The 17212-nt window shown below is 37.6% G+C and carries 12 protein-coding genes; 6 read left to right on the top strand and 6 right to left on the bottom strand.

Annotated elements, in window-relative coordinates; genetic code table 11:
* Positions 1-15: 15 nt before the first annotated feature.
* Positions 16-669, bottom strand: coding sequence for a PepSY domain-containing protein (locus tag MUA51_RS03270; RefSeq protein ID WP_262560443.1), 654 nt, complete (start codon positions 667-669; stop codon positions 16-18).
* A 539-nt stretch (positions 670-1208) separates the two neighbouring features.
* On the opposite strand from MUA51_RS03270, the gene MUA51_RS03265 reads away from it, so the two are divergent.
* From MUA51_RS03265 to MUA51_RS03250, 4 genes are all read left to right on the top strand, one after another.
* Positions 1209-2420 (top strand): LCP family protein, encoded by a 1212-nt coding sequence (locus MUA51_RS03265; protein ID WP_262560442.1) that lies wholly within the window; start codon positions 1209-1211, stop codon positions 2418-2420.
* Between the two features lie 20 nt (positions 2421-2440).
* A complete protein-coding gene (locus MUA51_RS03260) occupies positions 2441-2911 on the top strand; it encodes a DUF2538 family protein (RefSeq protein ID WP_262560441.1) in 471 nt (156 codons plus the stop codon).
* Between the two features lie 136 nt (positions 2912-3047).
* On the top strand, positions 3048-3473 hold the full coding sequence (locus tag MUA51_RS03255) for a GNAT family N-acetyltransferase (protein ID WP_262560440.1): 426 nt from the start codon (positions 3048-3050) through the stop codon (positions 3471-3473).
* A gap of 265 nt (positions 3474-3738) precedes the next feature.
* Positions 3739-8043 (top strand): GW dipeptide domain-containing protein, encoded by a 4305-nt coding sequence (locus MUA51_RS03250; RefSeq protein WP_262560439.1) that lies wholly within the window; start codon positions 3739-3741, stop codon positions 8041-8043.
* Between the two features lie 111 nt (positions 8044-8154).
* Here the strand turns inward: MUA51_RS03250 and MUA51_RS03245 are convergent, their stop codons facing one another.
* On the bottom strand, positions 8155-9957 hold the full coding sequence (locus tag MUA51_RS03245; RefSeq protein WP_262560438.1) for an acyltransferase family protein: 1803 nt from the start codon (positions 9955-9957) through the stop codon (positions 8155-8157).
* A 230-nt stretch (positions 9958-10187) separates the two neighbouring features.
* Between MUA51_RS03245 and MUA51_RS03240 the strand changes: the two genes are divergently transcribed.
* Together MUA51_RS03240 and MUA51_RS03235 are read left to right on the top strand one after the other, a co-directional pair.
* The gene (locus MUA51_RS03240) at positions 10188-11201 is read left to right on the top strand and encodes an acyltransferase family protein (RefSeq protein WP_262560437.1); all 1014 of its coding nucleotides are present in this window, start codon (positions 10188-10190) and stop codon (positions 11199-11201) included.
* Between the two features lie 128 nt (positions 11202-11329).
* On the top strand, positions 11330-12499 hold the full coding sequence (locus MUA51_RS03235; RefSeq protein ID WP_262560436.1) for an aminotransferase class I/II-fold pyridoxal phosphate-dependent enzyme: 1170 nt from the start codon (positions 11330-11332) through the stop codon (positions 12497-12499).
* Between the two features lie 63 nt (positions 12500-12562).
* Here the strand turns inward: MUA51_RS03235 and menB are convergent, their stop codons facing one another.
* Genes menB through MUA51_RS03215 form a run of 4 tightly spaced genes read right to left on the bottom strand, consistent with a single transcriptional unit; the run spans position 12563 to position 17196 of the window.
* A complete protein-coding gene (menB, locus tag MUA51_RS03230) occupies positions 12563-13378 on the bottom strand; it encodes a 1,4-dihydroxy-2-naphthoyl-CoA synthase (protein ID WP_371866989.1) in 816 nt (271 codons plus the stop codon).
* Positions 13379-13393: 15 nt separating this feature from the next.
* Positions 13394-14188, bottom strand: a complete 795-nt coding sequence (gene menH, locus MUA51_RS03225) for a 2-succinyl-6-hydroxy-2,4-cyclohexadiene-1-carboxylate synthase (protein ID WP_262560435.1) — start codon at positions 14186-14188, stop codon at positions 13394-13396.
* On the bottom strand, positions 14175-15848 hold the full coding sequence (gene menD, locus MUA51_RS03220) for a 2-succinyl-5-enolpyruvyl-6-hydroxy-3-cyclohexene-1-carboxylic-acid synthase (RefSeq protein WP_262560434.1): 1674 nt from the start codon (positions 15846-15848) through the stop codon (positions 14175-14177). Before menD ends, menH begins: the two co-directional genes overlap by 14 nt.
* Positions 15841-17196, bottom strand: a complete 1356-nt coding sequence (locus MUA51_RS03215) for an isochorismate synthase (RefSeq protein WP_262560433.1) — start codon at positions 17194-17196, stop codon at positions 15841-15843. Before MUA51_RS03215 ends, menD begins: the two co-directional genes overlap by 8 nt.
* Between the last annotated feature and the right edge of the window lie 16 nt (positions 17197-17212).

The following is a 17212-nucleotide window of genomic DNA, read 5'->3' as shown; positions in this document are numbered from 1 at the left end:
CCGCTTCATCTATTATTATCTATCTTCACCGATTAACTTGCCTGATTTTGCATCAATTAAATACTCTCTATCATCATTCTGATCTGCAATTTTTACTTCATACACTAATTGACCATCATCTTCATTTAACTTCCATTGCTTCAAGTCACCTTTAGTTTCTTTTTGAGCCGTTTTTACTGCCTCATCATAAGAAATCATCTCTTTGTAGTCGATCGTTTTGTTATCTTGGTTGTCACTTTCTGTTTCTTCTTCAGTTTTAATGGCTTTATTGTCTTTATCCGATACTTTGACTTCAGCTTCTTTATTTCCATTCACTAAGTCAATTTTATAAATCCATTCGCCATTATCTTGCTTATATTCAATTTTTTTCATTTTACCGTCAAATGCTTTTTGTGCTGTTTTAATTGCTTCTTCTGGTTCAGTTTGAATATCTTTTAACTGGACTGTTTTATCATTCATTTTATCAGTTTTTTGATCATCACGATCGTTTTGGTCGTCCATATCATCTTGATCATTCGTATCGTTTGAGTCTTTGTCCATCTTATCATTTGATGATTGTGTTGTTTGTTGGTTGTCTTCTTTTTTATCCATGTTGTCGTCACTATCATTGCCACAAGCTGCTAAAACAATACCTGCCGATAATAATAATGTTAAAATTTTAAATTTCATTTGTTTCCCTCCACAATTTATATGTTTGTTTCTTTTTATGTAATACCCATTTATTTGAACCTGTATGCACCTTTTTAATATTTCAGTCTAAAGTATGAGAGCGGGGGTGAGACATATTACTTAGCTTCTCGCTTTTAAAATGTATAAATAAGTGTAATGGCAGTAGGTGTCTGAAGTGAAATGCGTTTTTACAAACTTTGGGAGCACTACAAAAATCATAAACATTTATAATGATTTTGTCGTAGTGCCCCTGCAAAGATGATTAGATGTGTGACAAGTTTATTAAGTAAACGCAGTCACATATCAATCAGCTACTGCAAAACTTCTAGTCACCCTTGCTGGGGTGGGATGACGAAATCTTTTATAGCAAAAAATTTCTGTCCCACTCCCTAGTTTCATTGACTCTATATTTCATATGACTTCAATAAATTTCAATATATCGTGCATATCTTTAGTCACAAATCATTGAAACTAGCCAGTAAAATACATTACAATAAAGTATGATTTGTGATTCAACACTTTTTTAGGAGCAATAACCTATGAATAAAGGACTAAAAATATTATTAACCGTATTAGCATTAATGCTCATCGTTGTTCCTACTATATTTGGTTTCATGTTATTACATTCATCAAAAGGTGCGTTTAATGATTCTTTTTCAAAATCTAATGAACGACAATCCAATTTGAGAGATGCACCCGTAAAGGTAGCTTCAGATCCCGTTACTATTCTATTTCTAGGGATTGATGATAGTAGTTCAAGACGTGAAAATGGCCAAAGTACTGAACAATCAAGAACAGATGCTATGATACTTACAACACTTAATCCAGAAACAAAAAATATTCGTTTATTAAGCATTCCGCGTGACACACTAAGCTATATTCCAGAAGTCGGCTACTTCGATAAAATAACACACGCACATGCTTATGGCGGCCCCCAAGCTTCGATGGATGCACTTGAATCAACACTTAATGTACCTGTCGATTACTATATCCGCATTAACATGGAAGCTTTTGTCAAAACAGTAGACGAACTCGGCGGAATTGAATACGATGTTCCTTATGATATCGATGAACCGAATACGACAGATCAAGGTCGTATCAAGATTAAAAAGGGAAAACAATTGCTGAATGGTGATCAAGCGTTAGCAATTACACGTACGCGAAAACAGGATTCTGACTTGAAACGTGGTGAGCGTCAGATGGAAGTATTGAAGCTCCTTTTTAAGAAAGCGCAAGACACACAATCATTGCGAAAATTAGATGATATTATTGAAATTGTCGGGAAAAATGCTAACCATAACTTATCTTATAAAGAGGTGCGCTCACTCGCTACTACTTATCTAACAGGCAACACAGCAATTAAATCTCAACAGTTAAAGGGCGAGAATGAAATATTGAATGGTTTATATTACATTTTGCCTGACGAAGTTGAACTTGTTAAAACAAGTAATTTATTGAGAAAAGACTTAGGGTTAGCACCGAATAAAGACGATGACTTTTTAATGAATCGTGTCATCTCTTTGTACGGTGGTATCCCACCTTTGACTAACATCGATCAAAGTTTAATAGACGAAGCTTTCCAATCTTCCAAAAATGAAGAAACATCATCTGATGAAGAAAATCAAGAATTCGAACAAAACGAAACTCCTTTGTATGATCAAGTGGAACCTGATCCGTATGCAACGCAAGATCCATATGCCGATCCATCTGCAGCAGACGGTACACAATTTGATCCGAACACATACTACTAATGGCAATAGGAGGTCCTTACATGACACGCCATACACATGAAAAAATAAATCAAATTAACGGGATGTTCAACATGCTTGAACAACAGATTATTCATAGTAAAGACCTTGCACATTTTCGCAATCAATTATTTTATGTCAATCATGCACATAGAGAGAATTACGAAGCGCTATTACTTTATTACAGCGAAAGCGAGCATAATCCCATTATTGATGGTGCATGTTATATCGTTGCACTTCCAGAAATATTCGATGCAATCGATGTATTCAATGCCCCACTTCCATTCTCATGGGTGTATAACGAAGAAGGCTTAACGCCTGAAATGACGAACTTGAGTGTACCAATTCAATATCTTGTCGCTGCAGCATTGGAAGTGACGGATGTCCACATCTTTAAGCCCTCTGGATACACGATGGGATTGAACAACTGGAACCTTGTACAGATGCGTATTTTTTGGCAGTATACAGCACTTGTTAGAAGAAATGCCGCATAACTGAATATCACTACAAAGTGAGATTGTGCATTTACTGATGTACATCTCACTTTTTTGATTCAATACGCACTTCTATTTGCACTGCACGCTCATCTTCTATACGATAGTATCATTCCACTAATCAAGGAGTGATGATATGTTTAAACAAGTAAATAATGATTTAGATTATCAACATATACGTACAATACGTGAAGAAGTATTTGTGAAAGAACAAGGCGTTTCCCCTACTGAAGAATACGATGAACATGAATTAACTGCGCAACACGTTATCGGGTATGATACATCCGGACACCCTATCGCAACTGCTCGTTATCGTGGTGTTGGAGACACTGCAAAAATTGAACGTGTTGCAGTGTTGAAAAGTCATCGAGGACAAGGCATCGGAAAGCAACTGATTCAATATGTCGAAGCAGTCGCTTCTGAACAAGGTTATCAACACTTTAAACTCGGTGCACAAACCCATGCCATCCCCTTTTATGAGTCATTAGGATATGTCGCATATGGTGATGTCTTTATAGATGCAAATATTCCCCACAGACATATGAAAAAATCTATTAATTAATTTTTCCCATCCTACAAAACGTAAGATCGTGTCATTCACTCTTTCTATCTTACGTTTTTATTCAAATTCACTCTTTGTACTGACTTTTATCACAATTTATATATTTCAAAAATACTATTGAAAACAGACCACTTTAATATACATGACTAACAATATTAAAGTTAAATTACAATCTAATTAAAAAACACTATTTATGATTTTAAAGGCATATAATAGTAGTAATCATCTTATATTTAAAGTTCTACAAGTTCAAAGGAGAAATGAAATGGTTAAAAAATTTGGGTATAAAACACCTTCTATGATTGCATTAACACTCGCTGGAACTGCACTCACTGCACAACACGTTGATGCAGCAGAAACATCACAAAAATCCGAAGTCGTCAATGTATTAAACGACGAAACTGCTAAGCAACAAGGGGAAGTTGCTAAACAGCAAACAACTGAAAGCCAACAAGCGATTGCTGGCACTCAAACATATCAAGATCCAGCACAAGTAACACTTGATTCAGAAGCGAAGCAACCTGCGGAACAATCAGTAACTTCAACAACTCCACAAGCAAACCAGACTGATGAAACAGTTCAAGCAACACCGGTAGACGAGACAGAAACAACACAAGCTAACGAAGAAAATTCATCTCTTACTAAAGAAGAAGCACCTATTCCTGAAAGTGAAATTGACTTGCATAGTGACGCAGAAGATACGCCACCTGCCGCTCAAACTGCACCAGCACCAAGCACGGTAGAAAATTCAACATCTAATGTGGCTAACAATGAGATTGCTAACGCACCTGTCAACCAAACAGCTACTAATGATAAAGTAACTGCGCCTGCCAATCAAACAGCTACTAATGATAAAGTAACTGCGCCTGCCAATCAAACAGCTACTAATGATAAAGTAACTGCGTCTGTCAATCAAACAGCTAGCAAGGCACCAACAGTGAACGCTGATGCACCTACCCCACCACGTATTGGTGGCAAAGGCGGACCAGCTACACCAGTTGAAGCAACAACATTTTTCCGCTCTGCAACTGCTGCACCTAAAATGTCAGCACCGACTTACAAACCTAAGGTCAAATCATCAATTAACACGTATATTCGCAATAAAAACTTTACAGTTCCAAAGTATGAAGAAGACTACTCTCGTCACATTCCTAGATATGGCTATCGTGGTGGTGTCGGCAAACCTGAAGGAATTGTTATCCACGATACAGCAAATGATTCATCAACAATTGATGGCGAAATTGCTTACATGAAACGTAATGCACACAATGCATTCGTACATGGCTTTATTGATGGTAAACGCATCGTTGAAACGCAACCGACAGACTACCTTGCCTACGGTGCAGGATATGCTGCGAACCAACGTTTCATTCATATGGAACTCGTACACGTTCATGATTACGATTCATTCGCACGTCAGATGAATAACATGGCGGACTATGTTGCAACAAACTTGCAATATTACGGTTTAAAACCGGATAGTGCTGAATACGACGGTAGAGGTACAGTGTGGACACACCTTGCTGTAACAAGACATTTAGGTGGTACAGATCACGTTGACCCACACGGTTATTTACGCGCGCACAATTACAGCTACAATGAGTTGTATGACCTAATCCAAGAGAAATATCAAACGAAGATGGGTATTACAACACCTGCTGTTAGTAAAGCTACTAAAAAACCGGTTGTGAAAAAGCCAACTGTCACTAAAAAACCGGCAACGAAACCAGCAACAACTGCTGCAAATAATACCTTAAAAGTATCCGGTGATATGGGATACGGACGTATTAATACAACAAACAAAGGACTATATACAACTGTTTATGACCAAAAAGGTGTTAAAACAAATAAAACAAACCAAACGTTGAAAGTAACGAAAAATGCAAGTTTGAATGGTAAACAATTCTACTTAGTTACTGATTCAAAAATAAATGCATTAATCGGTTGGGTTAATAAAGGTGATGTTCAGTATCAAAAAGCACAAGCCGTGCAATCAGTGCGTAAAAATGTCACATTGAAACCTGGAACAACTGTGTATGATGTACCTTGGGGCACAAAAACACAAGTTAAAGGTCAATCTTCAAAAACTGCAAAACAAACATTTGCAGTACAAAAACAACAAAAAATTGGTACAACACAATGGCTCTACGGCACAGTCAATAAATTAACTGGTTGGGTAAACTCAAACAGTATTGTTACAACACCAGTCGCTAAGCCGACTGTTAAAAAACCGGTCGCTAAGCCTGCTGTTAAGAAGCCGGCCGTTAAAAAACCGGTCGCTAAACCTGTTGTTAAGAAGCCGGCTGTCAAAAAACCGGTCGCTAAGCCTGCTGTTAAGAAGCCGGCTGTCAAAAAACCGGTCGCTAAGCCTGCTGTTAAGAAGCCGGCTGTCAAAAAACCGGTCGCTAAACCTGTTGTTAAGAAACCAGCTGTCAAAAAACCGGTCGCTAAACCTGTTGTTAAGAAACCAGCTGTTAAGAAACCAGCTGTTAAAAAACCGGTCGCTAAACCTGTTGTTAAAACAGTTTCAACTGCTAAAAAACCAGCATCTAAGGTTGTTGTCAAAAAACCAGTTGCTAAAAAATTAACAAAAACGCCTGTAAAAGCTGCAACAGCATCACCATTAAAAGTATCAAACGATACAGGAATGGGACGTATCAATACAAAAAATAATGGTTTACGTGCAACTGTTTTCGATAAGCAAGGTGTTAAAACTGCTGCGACAGAACGATCAATGCGTGTATCGAAAAAAGCTTCTTTAAATGGGCAAGACTATTACTTAGTGACTGACTATTTATCAGGAACGCATATCGGTTGGGTGAAAAAACAAGATGTAAACTACCGTAAAAGTGAGTATGCACAGGTTATCAATAAAAACTTCACAATTAATGCCGGTACGAAGTTATATGCTGCTCCTTGGGGTTCAAGCCACCAAGTAGTTGGAACAGTAAAGGGTAAAAATAACCAACCATTCAAAGCAATCAGACAGCAAAAAGTTGCCAACACTGTATATTTATACGGTACAACAAACAATTTAGCTGGTTGGGTGAATCAAAGTGCCCTATCACTTCCTAAAGCTGTTGCGCATGTAACATCAAACGTCTCACGTTTAGGTCGCTTAAATGCTAATAACTCTGGCTTAAAAGCACCTGTTTATGATAAAACGAGTCAGAATGCAACACAGTTCGCTGATAAAACTTATAAAATCACTAAAACTGCGACAGCTAACAATCAAAACTATGTATTGTTACAAAATACAAATGGCAAAACGCCGCTTGGTTGGGTGAATGCAAAAGATGTTTTCAGTCAATCACTCGGTGCAACAAAAGCGGCTAAAGCAACATACACTGTCAATAAAAATACATCCGGTTTATATGCGATGCCTTGGGGTACGGCAAAACAACGTATCGATACATTAAAACATTTGGCAAACCGCACATTTAATGCGACGAAAACAGTAGCAGTTGGTAAAGACACTTTCCTATATGGTAACGTTAACCGTAAAACAGGATGGATCAACAAAAATGATTTAACTGCTTTAAAAGTGGCACCTAAAGCAACTGCAGCAAAAACAGTGGCGCCTAAGAAAGCGGCTGTATCTAGACCTGTAACATCACAAACTCTAAATCATTCAAATCATTACTTTGTTTATAACAACAATGGTTACTTCTATAATCATGCAGGTGACAAAACTGCTGCTGGACAATTGAAACGCTATTACCAAAATGTGTTTAAAGTTAATAAATCAACAATTGTAAACGGAATAACTTGGCATTATGGCGCATTCAAAGATGGTAAAAAAGGATGGGTGAAAGCTTCAGATCTTCGTTCACAATTAACGAAACAGTATCAATCAGCTTATACACTCGATCAAGCAGCACGTAAGCAATATGCTTTGACACATAAACCACAAGTACAACATATCCCTGGTAAATGGCAAAACGCTACATTTGCTGAAGTGCGTAGAGCAATGGATACAGAACGTATTGCCAAAGATCCACGTCAAAAATATCAATTTTTAAAACTAAACCAATATCAAGGTTTAGAAGCGAGTGACTTAGATAAGTTATTGAAAAATAAAGGTATTTTGAACGGTCAGGGTCAAGCTTTTAAAGAAGCAGCCATGACACATAACATCAATGAAATTTATTTAATCTCACATGCCCTACTAGAAACAGGTCATGGTACATCTAAACTTTCAAATGGTGGTTATGTCAATCGCCAAAATCAAATTGTGAAAAATCCAAGCAAGAAATATTACAATATGTTTGGAATTGGAGCATACGATCACGATGCAGTACGCAGCGGCTTTAAAACAGCACAAAACTATGGTTGGGATTCAGTTCGAAAATCAATCGTTGGTGGTGCGAAATTTATTAAAGAGAGATATATCGGCTCTGGTCAAAACACACTCTACCGTATGCGTTGGAATCCACATAATCCAGCTGTTCATCAATATGCAACGGACATTACTTGGGCAAGTCATAATGCAAATCGCATGAAAAACTTCTACGATCAAATTGGTGAATCTGGTAAATACTTCGACGTTGACAAATACAAAACAAAATAAGATGCATTCAAAAACAGTTGCAATTCAATTTGCAACTGTTTTTTTATAAGTCCAATAAAAAGACATGGTAGCGATACGCAAAATTACGTATGACTACCATGTCTTATATGCTTATGTTTCTGATTGATTTTCTTTAATGTGCTTGTCTAATTCTTCTACAAGTCTTTGAATACCTGGATGTTCCAAATGAATGCCGTCATAAGCAAAGTATTCTGTATGTCCGACACCGACAGCATACCAATCTACCAATGTGACATGTTTGTATTTCTTTGCCGTCTCTTCAAGTAAATTGTTTACATGACTACGATAATCTCTTGGAACTGTCGTATTCACGAGATAGACATCTGCCTTATCGTAAGCTTTCACCAGTGCTTCAATTTGTTCTTTATTAAAGTCACCGTTTGTTCCAATTTGTATAACAACAATTTGGCCTTCCTTGTTATATGATGCATAGTTTGGTGCGACATTCAGCGCATCACTAATAGAACGTCCAACTTGTGCATCAATTGTAGGTGTTTCATAATGTTCATCCAAATAATATCCCATACCGACTGTCAATGAATCTCCAATAAACAATGGTGACAACTTCGAAGGATCGAAAGCTTCTTCCTTCTCTTTCGGTTTCTCCACAGGCGTTTTTGCTTCTTTTGGAATCTCTTTCTTTTCCGTTTTATATTCAGTCATTTTTTGTTCTTGTTTTGCATAATGGTCTAACTTTCCAGCCAGAACCATTCCAACTGTCACAACGGCTGCAAAAATGAGTAACGTTCTAACAAGTGACAATAAGCGTGCTTCTTTCATATAGAATGCACGTATCCCATATCTTCTAAATGGTGTTTCAATATAGCGATATGATATTTCAGCCATCATTATTGTGAGTACGACATCAATGATATAGACATAAGATGGATACTGACCTGCTACGAAGTTTTTATGAACAAATGTAATAATTACAAAATGCCATAGATACAAGCTATATGACCGTTTCCCAATGTATAAAAAGAGCGGATTCCCCATCGCTTTTGCGACAAGACCTTTTGGTTGAACAACACTCGCAATAATGATTAATGTGAGTAATGATATTGCATAAAACCCACCTTGATAAAGCCAAAACTGCTGCTCATTCACAGTGGCAAACAACGCAAGTAGCGCTACTATTGCAATGCTTCCTAATGTATCAATAAACATCCGACTTGCTTTAGCTGGATTTGCTTTTAACTTAAATGCCGGCCAAATAAATGCAAAGATGACACCTAACAATAGTGTTTGTAACCGTGTATCCGTTCCGAAATAAGTTCTTGAATTATTTGCATCTGGCATCGATAGATAAAACATCCAAAATGCGGAAAAGATTGAAATCACAAAAAATGTCATGAGTACCCATTTCTTGTTCTTAAAAATTTTCAAAAATGCCCACAAGACGAGTGGATAAAAAATATAAAATTGCTCTTCTACTGCTAATGACCAAAGATGTTTGAGCGGCATCGGTTTAAATTGATCAAAATAGTCAATATCTTGAAAAATATACCACCAGTTCGAAATATATATTAATGCTGCAACAGCATCACCTTTTATTTCTTTTAATATCTCTGCTTCAAATAATACAACATAAATCACTGAAAACAACACGACAAACAACATGGCCGGAATTAAACGTTTAAACCGCTTAAGCCAAAAACTCACTAAGTCAATGCGTCCATAATTTTCATATTCAAATAATAATAGCGATGTGATCAAATATCCTGAGATAACAAAAAATGTATCAACACCTAAAAAGCCACCCGATAACCATTGGACATTGAGATGATATATAATAATACCAATTACCGAAATGGCACGTAAACCATCTAATCCCGGCAAATACCTAGGCGGATGCTTTAAGCGTTCTAGCTCTGAGAAATTCCTATTAGTCATAGCTATGTATCCTCTACTCTTCTTTTAATTTGATATTTTAAAAAAGGGTCTGTATATTTTTCCAATTTATCATATCTCCTTTTAAAAGAAAACAATTTATATGCTACGACTTTCCCGATAAAATCAAGAATTATGCACAATACAAGTATAATTAACATCACTTTTTAATTGCATTCATCACTTTATTTGTACTACATTAAATATGATGTTTATAAAAGGAGTACACAAAAATGGCTAACATTCAAGGAAGAGATGCATTTTTTGATAATGCACGTGCAGCATTGATTTTTTTAGTGGTATTCGGTCACTTGATACACCCTTATACTTCTGAGCAACCATTTGTAACAGCAATCTACCTATTAATTTATAGTTTTCATATGCCTGCTTTTTTATTTATTTCTGGTTATTTTGCCAAAAATGTTGGCAGAGAAGGCTACATTGAGAAAGTCGGTAAAAAACTATTAGGACCTTATCTCATTTTTTATGCATTCTTCTCTGTTTATTATTTTTTAACTGGTCAAAATAGTTCGGTGGATTTAGATGTATTTTCACCGGTTTTTGCCTTATGGTTTTTATTAACATTGTTTTCTTTCAATGTCATTTTGTTAGTCGTTCGTCAATTTAAACCTAGATATGTTTTACCGATTGCAATATTAGTCGCAATTTTATCTGGATTTTCAACTAATATTGATGGTTATTTAAGCTGGTCACGGACGCTTGTCTTTTTTCCTGTATTTTATATCGGCTATTTGCTGAACAATAACTTTAGCTATATCATACGTCAAAAGAAATATATGCCTGTATCCTTAGTCGTCATGGTGAGTTTTCTCATCCTCTATTATTTCCATCCAATTGATTCAAGTTGGTTACTCGCAAGCTCTCCTTATGTACAGATGGCAGGTTTTGATATCATTTTAAGTCCATTAAAGCGCTTATTATTTTATGGTGTGATTTTTGCAGCAATGATGGCTTTCCTTAATTTAACACCTGAAAAGCATTATTGGTTTACGTATATTGGTTCACGTACGATGTATGTCTACCTGCTACACGGGATTTTCATCGGCTTAATTCGTGGTCAACATATCTATCCATTTATCGATGCACATCCAGCACTCGGACTCATCTATAACTTTGCGCTATCGTGCTTCATCGTGTGGATATGGTCAACCGACGTTGTCGCCAAGTGGACAAGTCCGTTTGTACAATTGAAATCCCCTGCTTCGTTCACAGCCTACAAAAAATAAGAAAATATATTGCGTAAGTAATGCATCTTTTAATAAAATCGGTGCATACTTACGCTATTTTTTTAATGTCATTCTGCACAATATGTTATCATTAAAGACAATTCTTTCTTTATTTAGGACGTGATTGTATGAAACTTGAACTTAACGAAAATAGTAAATATTTAAAAGCACCGAGCATTCGACAATTTTCTAGTAAAATCAGTCAAATGACCGATGTAGTTAATCTCACGGTAGGGCAACCGGATTTTCCAATGCCTGAAATTGTTAAAGAAGCATATCAAACTGCCATTGCGAATAACCAAACAACATATTCACATAACAAAGGTTTACTTGAAACACGTCAAGCTGTTTCAGATTACTATCGCACACGCTTTAACATTTCATATGACCCAGAATCTATTATTATCACGAATGGTGCTTCGGAAGCATTAGATACTGCACTTCGTTGTATTATTAACCCGGGCGATGAAATTTTACTACCGGGACCGGTCTATGCGGGATATATACCACTGATTCAATCTCTCGGTGGCGTTCCTATTTTTATCGATACACGTAATACTGATTTGAAGATAACACCAGAATTAATCGAACAACATATGACTAACCGAACACGTGCTATTATTTTAAACTATCCATCCAATCCGACCGGTATGACACTCACTGAAAATGAAGTTTCAGCACTCGTTGACTTATTGAGAACTTTGCCTATTTTTGTTATCAGTGATGAAATTTATGCAGAGAATACGTTCAACACAACACATACATCATTTGCACGTTTTCCAGCTATTCACGATCAGTTGCTACTGATCAATGGTCTGAGCAAGTCGCACTCAGCAACTGGAATTCGAATCGGGTTCTTATCTGGCCCACAATATTTGATTGATAAACTGACATTTATGCATGCATACAACTGCATTTGTGCCAACGTACCCTCACAGGTGGCAACAATTACTGCATTGAATGAAGCGATAGATGCACCGAAAGAAATGAACAGTGCTTACATTGAACGTCGTAATTATTTAGTATCAGAATTAACAGATATGGGCTTGTCACTCACTTCAGTCCCACAAGGTGCGTTTTATATTTTCCCTAATATACAACGCTATACAGATGATGATATGCAATTTTGTGTCGATGTCCTAGAGAAAGCACACGTTGCAATGGTCCCTGGCTCTGCTTTTACGGATTGTGGACATGGACATATTCGTATCTCTTATGCGTATGATATGGCACAACTTAGAGAAGGTATACGTCGACTTCGCGCGTATCTATTAGAAACATATCCTGACAAATTCTAAAAAAAACTAAAAAAACGGTACCTGATGTGTCTCTTGAACACATCGGGTACCGTTTTCGTATTCTTATGGGAATTTAGGGAATTGATCGAAGTCCGGGTCGCGTTTTTCTTTAAAGGCATCGCGTCCTTCTTTTGCTTCGTCAGTTGTATAGTAAAGTAATGTTGCATCCCCAGCAAATTGTTGTAAACCAGCTAAACCATCTGTGTCTGCATTCATTGCTGCTTTTAAGAAGCGTAGTGCAGTTGGTGAGTGACGTAAAATCTCTTTACACCATTGTACTGTTTCATCTTCTACTTTATCGAGTGGCACAACTGTGTTTGCCATGCCCATCTCTAATGCTTGTTGCGCATCATACTGACGGCATAAGTACCAGATTTCACGCGCTTTTTTATGACCAACGATACGTGCTAAGTAACCTGAACCATATCCCGCATCAAATGAACCTACTTTCGGTCCTGTTTGTCCGAACTTGGCATTGTCTGCTGCAATTGTAAGGTCACATACGACTTGTAATACATTACCGCCACCAATAGCATAACCTTTAACCATCGCAATAACAGGTTTTGGAATGACACGAATTAATCGTTGTAAGTCTAATACATTCAGACGTGGAATTTGGTCGTCACCAACATAACCACCGTGACCACGTACTTTTTGGTCACCGCCTGAACAGAATGCTTGGTCACCTTCACCTGTTAAGATAATCACGCCAACACGTTCATCATCTCTTGCACGTGAAAATGCATCAATCATTTCTTGCACTGTATTCGGTGTAAAAGCATTGTGTACGTGTGGACGATTGATTGTTACTTTCGCAATTCCTTCAAAAAATTCATATTTAATCTCTTTATATTCTTTTAGTGTTTCCCATTGTCTCAACTGGGTCAACCTCCTCTAGTTAGCTAATATAAATGCTAGTATTATTGTATCAAATTTTTCATATTCTTCCACATGAACTGTATGTCCAACTTCAGGGACAATGTTGATATTTGCTTGTACAAAGTGCTGTTTCATCGCTTCAGCAATCGAGACGAACTTCTCATCCCACTCCCCAACTATGATTTGTACTGGGCATGGAATATCTGCTAATCGCGGCCATAGATTCGGCATGTTGCCTGTGCCGTAATCTACTAATGCTTTTGCAAGTCGTTCTGGTTGCTGTGATAAACGCATCTGTCTAATACGTTGTTGCACTTGTGATGGTAAAAATTGTTGCGATTGAAATAATGGTAATCGCTCCCAATCATTGACGAATACTTCAAGATTTGCCAACTCTAATACACGTGCACGTGCACGATCCACTTGTTGGCGTTCGACACGAGCTTCTTCATCTCGAAGTCCAGGTGACCCGCTTTCTAGGATTAGCCCAGATAACATCTCACCGTACTCTGTTGCATAACCAAGTGCTACACGTGCTCCCATTGAATAACCGTGTAAGTATAAGTCATATTCACTATATCGTGACAATAATTCATGCAACTGTGTGATAATCCATTCAAAATCCCAAATGACTGCTGTCGACGATGTATCCTGACCGTGTCCCGGTAAGTCTACGAGCAGCAAATTAATGTCCTCTGTCAATGGTTCAATATGTTGCCCAAAGGTCGTTTGATCACTAATAAATCCATGCAACATCACCAGCGTCTGTTTCGTCTGTCGTTGTGATGGATACCAATTATAATGTAACATTGGCTACCTCACCCAAACATTGATAAAGTTGTTGATGCATCTCATGATTCATCTCTCGATTCGTCTTCACTTCCATTAAATGGGATGTCATTTTAGGTAACTTCATATAAGACATCGTATCCAAGTCGGTTATCTGCTGGTAACCAAAACCATATAACAAAGCAACATGTTCAAAATCCAGATGCATCGGCGTTCCAAACAAACGTTCAAAGTGTTCAGGTGCCTGCTCTTTTTGTGGTAAATATGAGAAAATCCCACCACCATTATTGTTTAGTAAAACAATGTTCATTTGAATATCATTCAGTTTTGACATGAGTAAGCCATTCATATCATGATAAAGTGCCAAGTCACCGATCAATAACGTCACGGAGCGATGAACTGCCATACCAAGCGCTGTCGATACAATACCATCAATGCCATTCGCCCCACGGTTAGCATAAATACGTGCTTCATTATCAAAATATAAGTTATCAATATCACGAATTGGCATACTGTTGCTGACAAATAAACAATCATCTTTGCCAAGCTTCTCCAAAAGACGACTGACATAAGCCGCTTCTCCTGTCGCATGTCTCTGTATTGCTGTTACTTCAGCACGTGCCTGTTGTTCTAATGTTTGCCAATCGTTCAACCACTTTTTACGATATGCAGTTGGTATCGTTTCTAACGACCTGAAAAAGTCATTCGCTGACATCTCAAAGAAGTAGTCTGGCTTTTTCGGGAAAGCATCTCTATCCGCACCATTTTGTACTAGAATTTGTTCTGCTGATGTTTGTTTGAGCCACTGATTCAACTTTTTAGAAATAACAGGTTTGCCAACTCGAATGACAAAGTCAACATCTAGAGAAAGACCAGATCTTAGCAATAAATCATAAGTCGCAATGACATTAGGATGTTTTGTGCTGCGTATGCTATTCAAAGGATCTGCCAAAATCGGCAAGTCATATACTGTTGAAAATGTTAAAACCTGAGAAATATCTTGATGTTGCATATCCCCCACAATGATTAAGCCTTTAGGTTGTCGTAACGTCTTCTCTAACACTGTTGGATCCATTGTTTTTTGGTAATGTGTCGGGACATATGTGTGCGTCGTCAATAAATCTTTACGTGACAAGTCAGGCGTCAATGGTTCTGCGAATGGTAAGTTGAAATGAACCGGTCCTTGCTGTGGTCCATCAAAGTATTGACTCGCACGTTCTAATTGATATTGATTGGTTTCAATACATCCGATTGTACCGTCTGCCAGTGGCATATCAAATTGATATCGGACATAATTTCCGAACATATTCACTTGATTAATCGCTTGTGGTGCACCGATACCACGTAACTCATGTGGGCGATCACTTGTTAAGACAACGAGTGGCAAGCGACTAATATCACTTTCTGCTACTGCCGGCACATAGTTAGCACTTGCTGTTCCTGATGTACAGAGTAACGCAACCGGTCTGTCACTCCCCTTAATCAAACCGAGCGCAAAGAATGCAGCGCTACGTTCGTCCGGATGTACCCAAGTTTTAATTTCTGGATGACATTCAAAAGCGATTGCTAATGGTGTAGAACGTGACCCTGGACTGATCACGACTTCACGAATGCCATATGCATATAATTCAGAAGCAAAATGAAAGACTTGTTCTGTGAGATTTTGTTGGTGTTTATCCAATATCTGTCACTCCTAACGCGTCCATCATCGGACTGAATTTCAAAGCTGTTTCCGCAACTTCGGCAGCTGGATCTGACGCTTTGACGATACCAGCACCTGCATAAAGTATTGCTTCGTCTCCCTTCAATAACATCGATCGAATCGCAACAATAAATTCACAATCATCATATGCATCAATCATTCCAACTGGTGCACCGTACAAACCACGTGCCGCATGCTCATGTTCATCAATATAGGCCATTGCCATCGACTTTGGATATCCGCCTAATGCAGGTGTTGGATGTAATCCATCCACTAATGACATATGCGAATGGCCTTCGAGAGGGCCACCTATCTCAGTGAATAAATGATAGAGATGATCATTTTTTAAAATTTTAGGTGTTGCATCGTATGTTGCTTCTTTAACAAAAGGTTGGATGTCTTCAAGAATACTATTCACAACAATTTGATGTTCTCCTAGATTTTTCTCATCTTGCAAAAATGCTTGCAGACGTTTGGCGTCTTCTGCACTATTTTGCGTACGATGAAGCGTTCCTGCAACCGCCTTTGTTGATAACATTCCGTCTTGCACACGAAAGAGCTGTTCTGGCGTTTGTGAAATAAATGTATCTGTTCCTGCCTCTATCACAAATAAATAACTATTTTTCTCATTGCGCAGTGCGTTTTGTAAAATCGTATCGATATGTATTTGTGATGAAAACTTTATTTTTCGTTGGCGTGATAACACAATCTTTTCATCATTTGCTAACTGTTCCACTGTGCGTTCAACTAAATCTTGCCATTCTTGTTGCTGAACATTTTCAATATGCAATACTTCCGGCATGTCATTCGTTTCTCGTAGTGGTGTTAACCCTTCAAACCGTTCGATTAAGCGCAGGAACATATCCATCGAAAATGTGTTGCGTTCTACTGTATAAGTTAAAAACGTTTCACCGTCTACTTGTGAAATAAGTACTTCCGGCAAAATAAAATGATGCTGGTCAAATGCTTGCCACACATCGTCTGTCCGTTGATCTGAAAATTGAAAACCACCACAAAGTCTCAGGTGATGTCTTTCATTTTCAGGATTTACAAATAATATATTTTGTCTAAGCTTTTGCCATTGCTTAAAAATCGCTTGCTTATCTACTTGCTTATTTTTAATTTGAGTTGCAATACGATACCCAAAAAATGCAGTTTTATTATCATTTAAACGAAAATAAAATCGACTTCCTGCTGCTTCTTTCGTCGCATCAAACAATGTCATCGGATCAATGGCATGCGATAATTTAACTTCAACAGAAACCCATTGTTCGGTCGCTTGCTTGATGGCTTCTTTGATTGCCTGTTCACGTGCGTCAACAGTCATCTCTTTCTCACTTCTT

The organism is Staphylococcus sp. IVB6214 (assembly GCF_025558585.1).
Classification (GTDB): Bacteria; Bacillota; Bacilli; order Staphylococcales; family Staphylococcaceae; genus Staphylococcus.
Note: the sequence above shows the minus strand (reverse complement) of the source record. Positions and strands in the feature narration are given on the sequence as shown.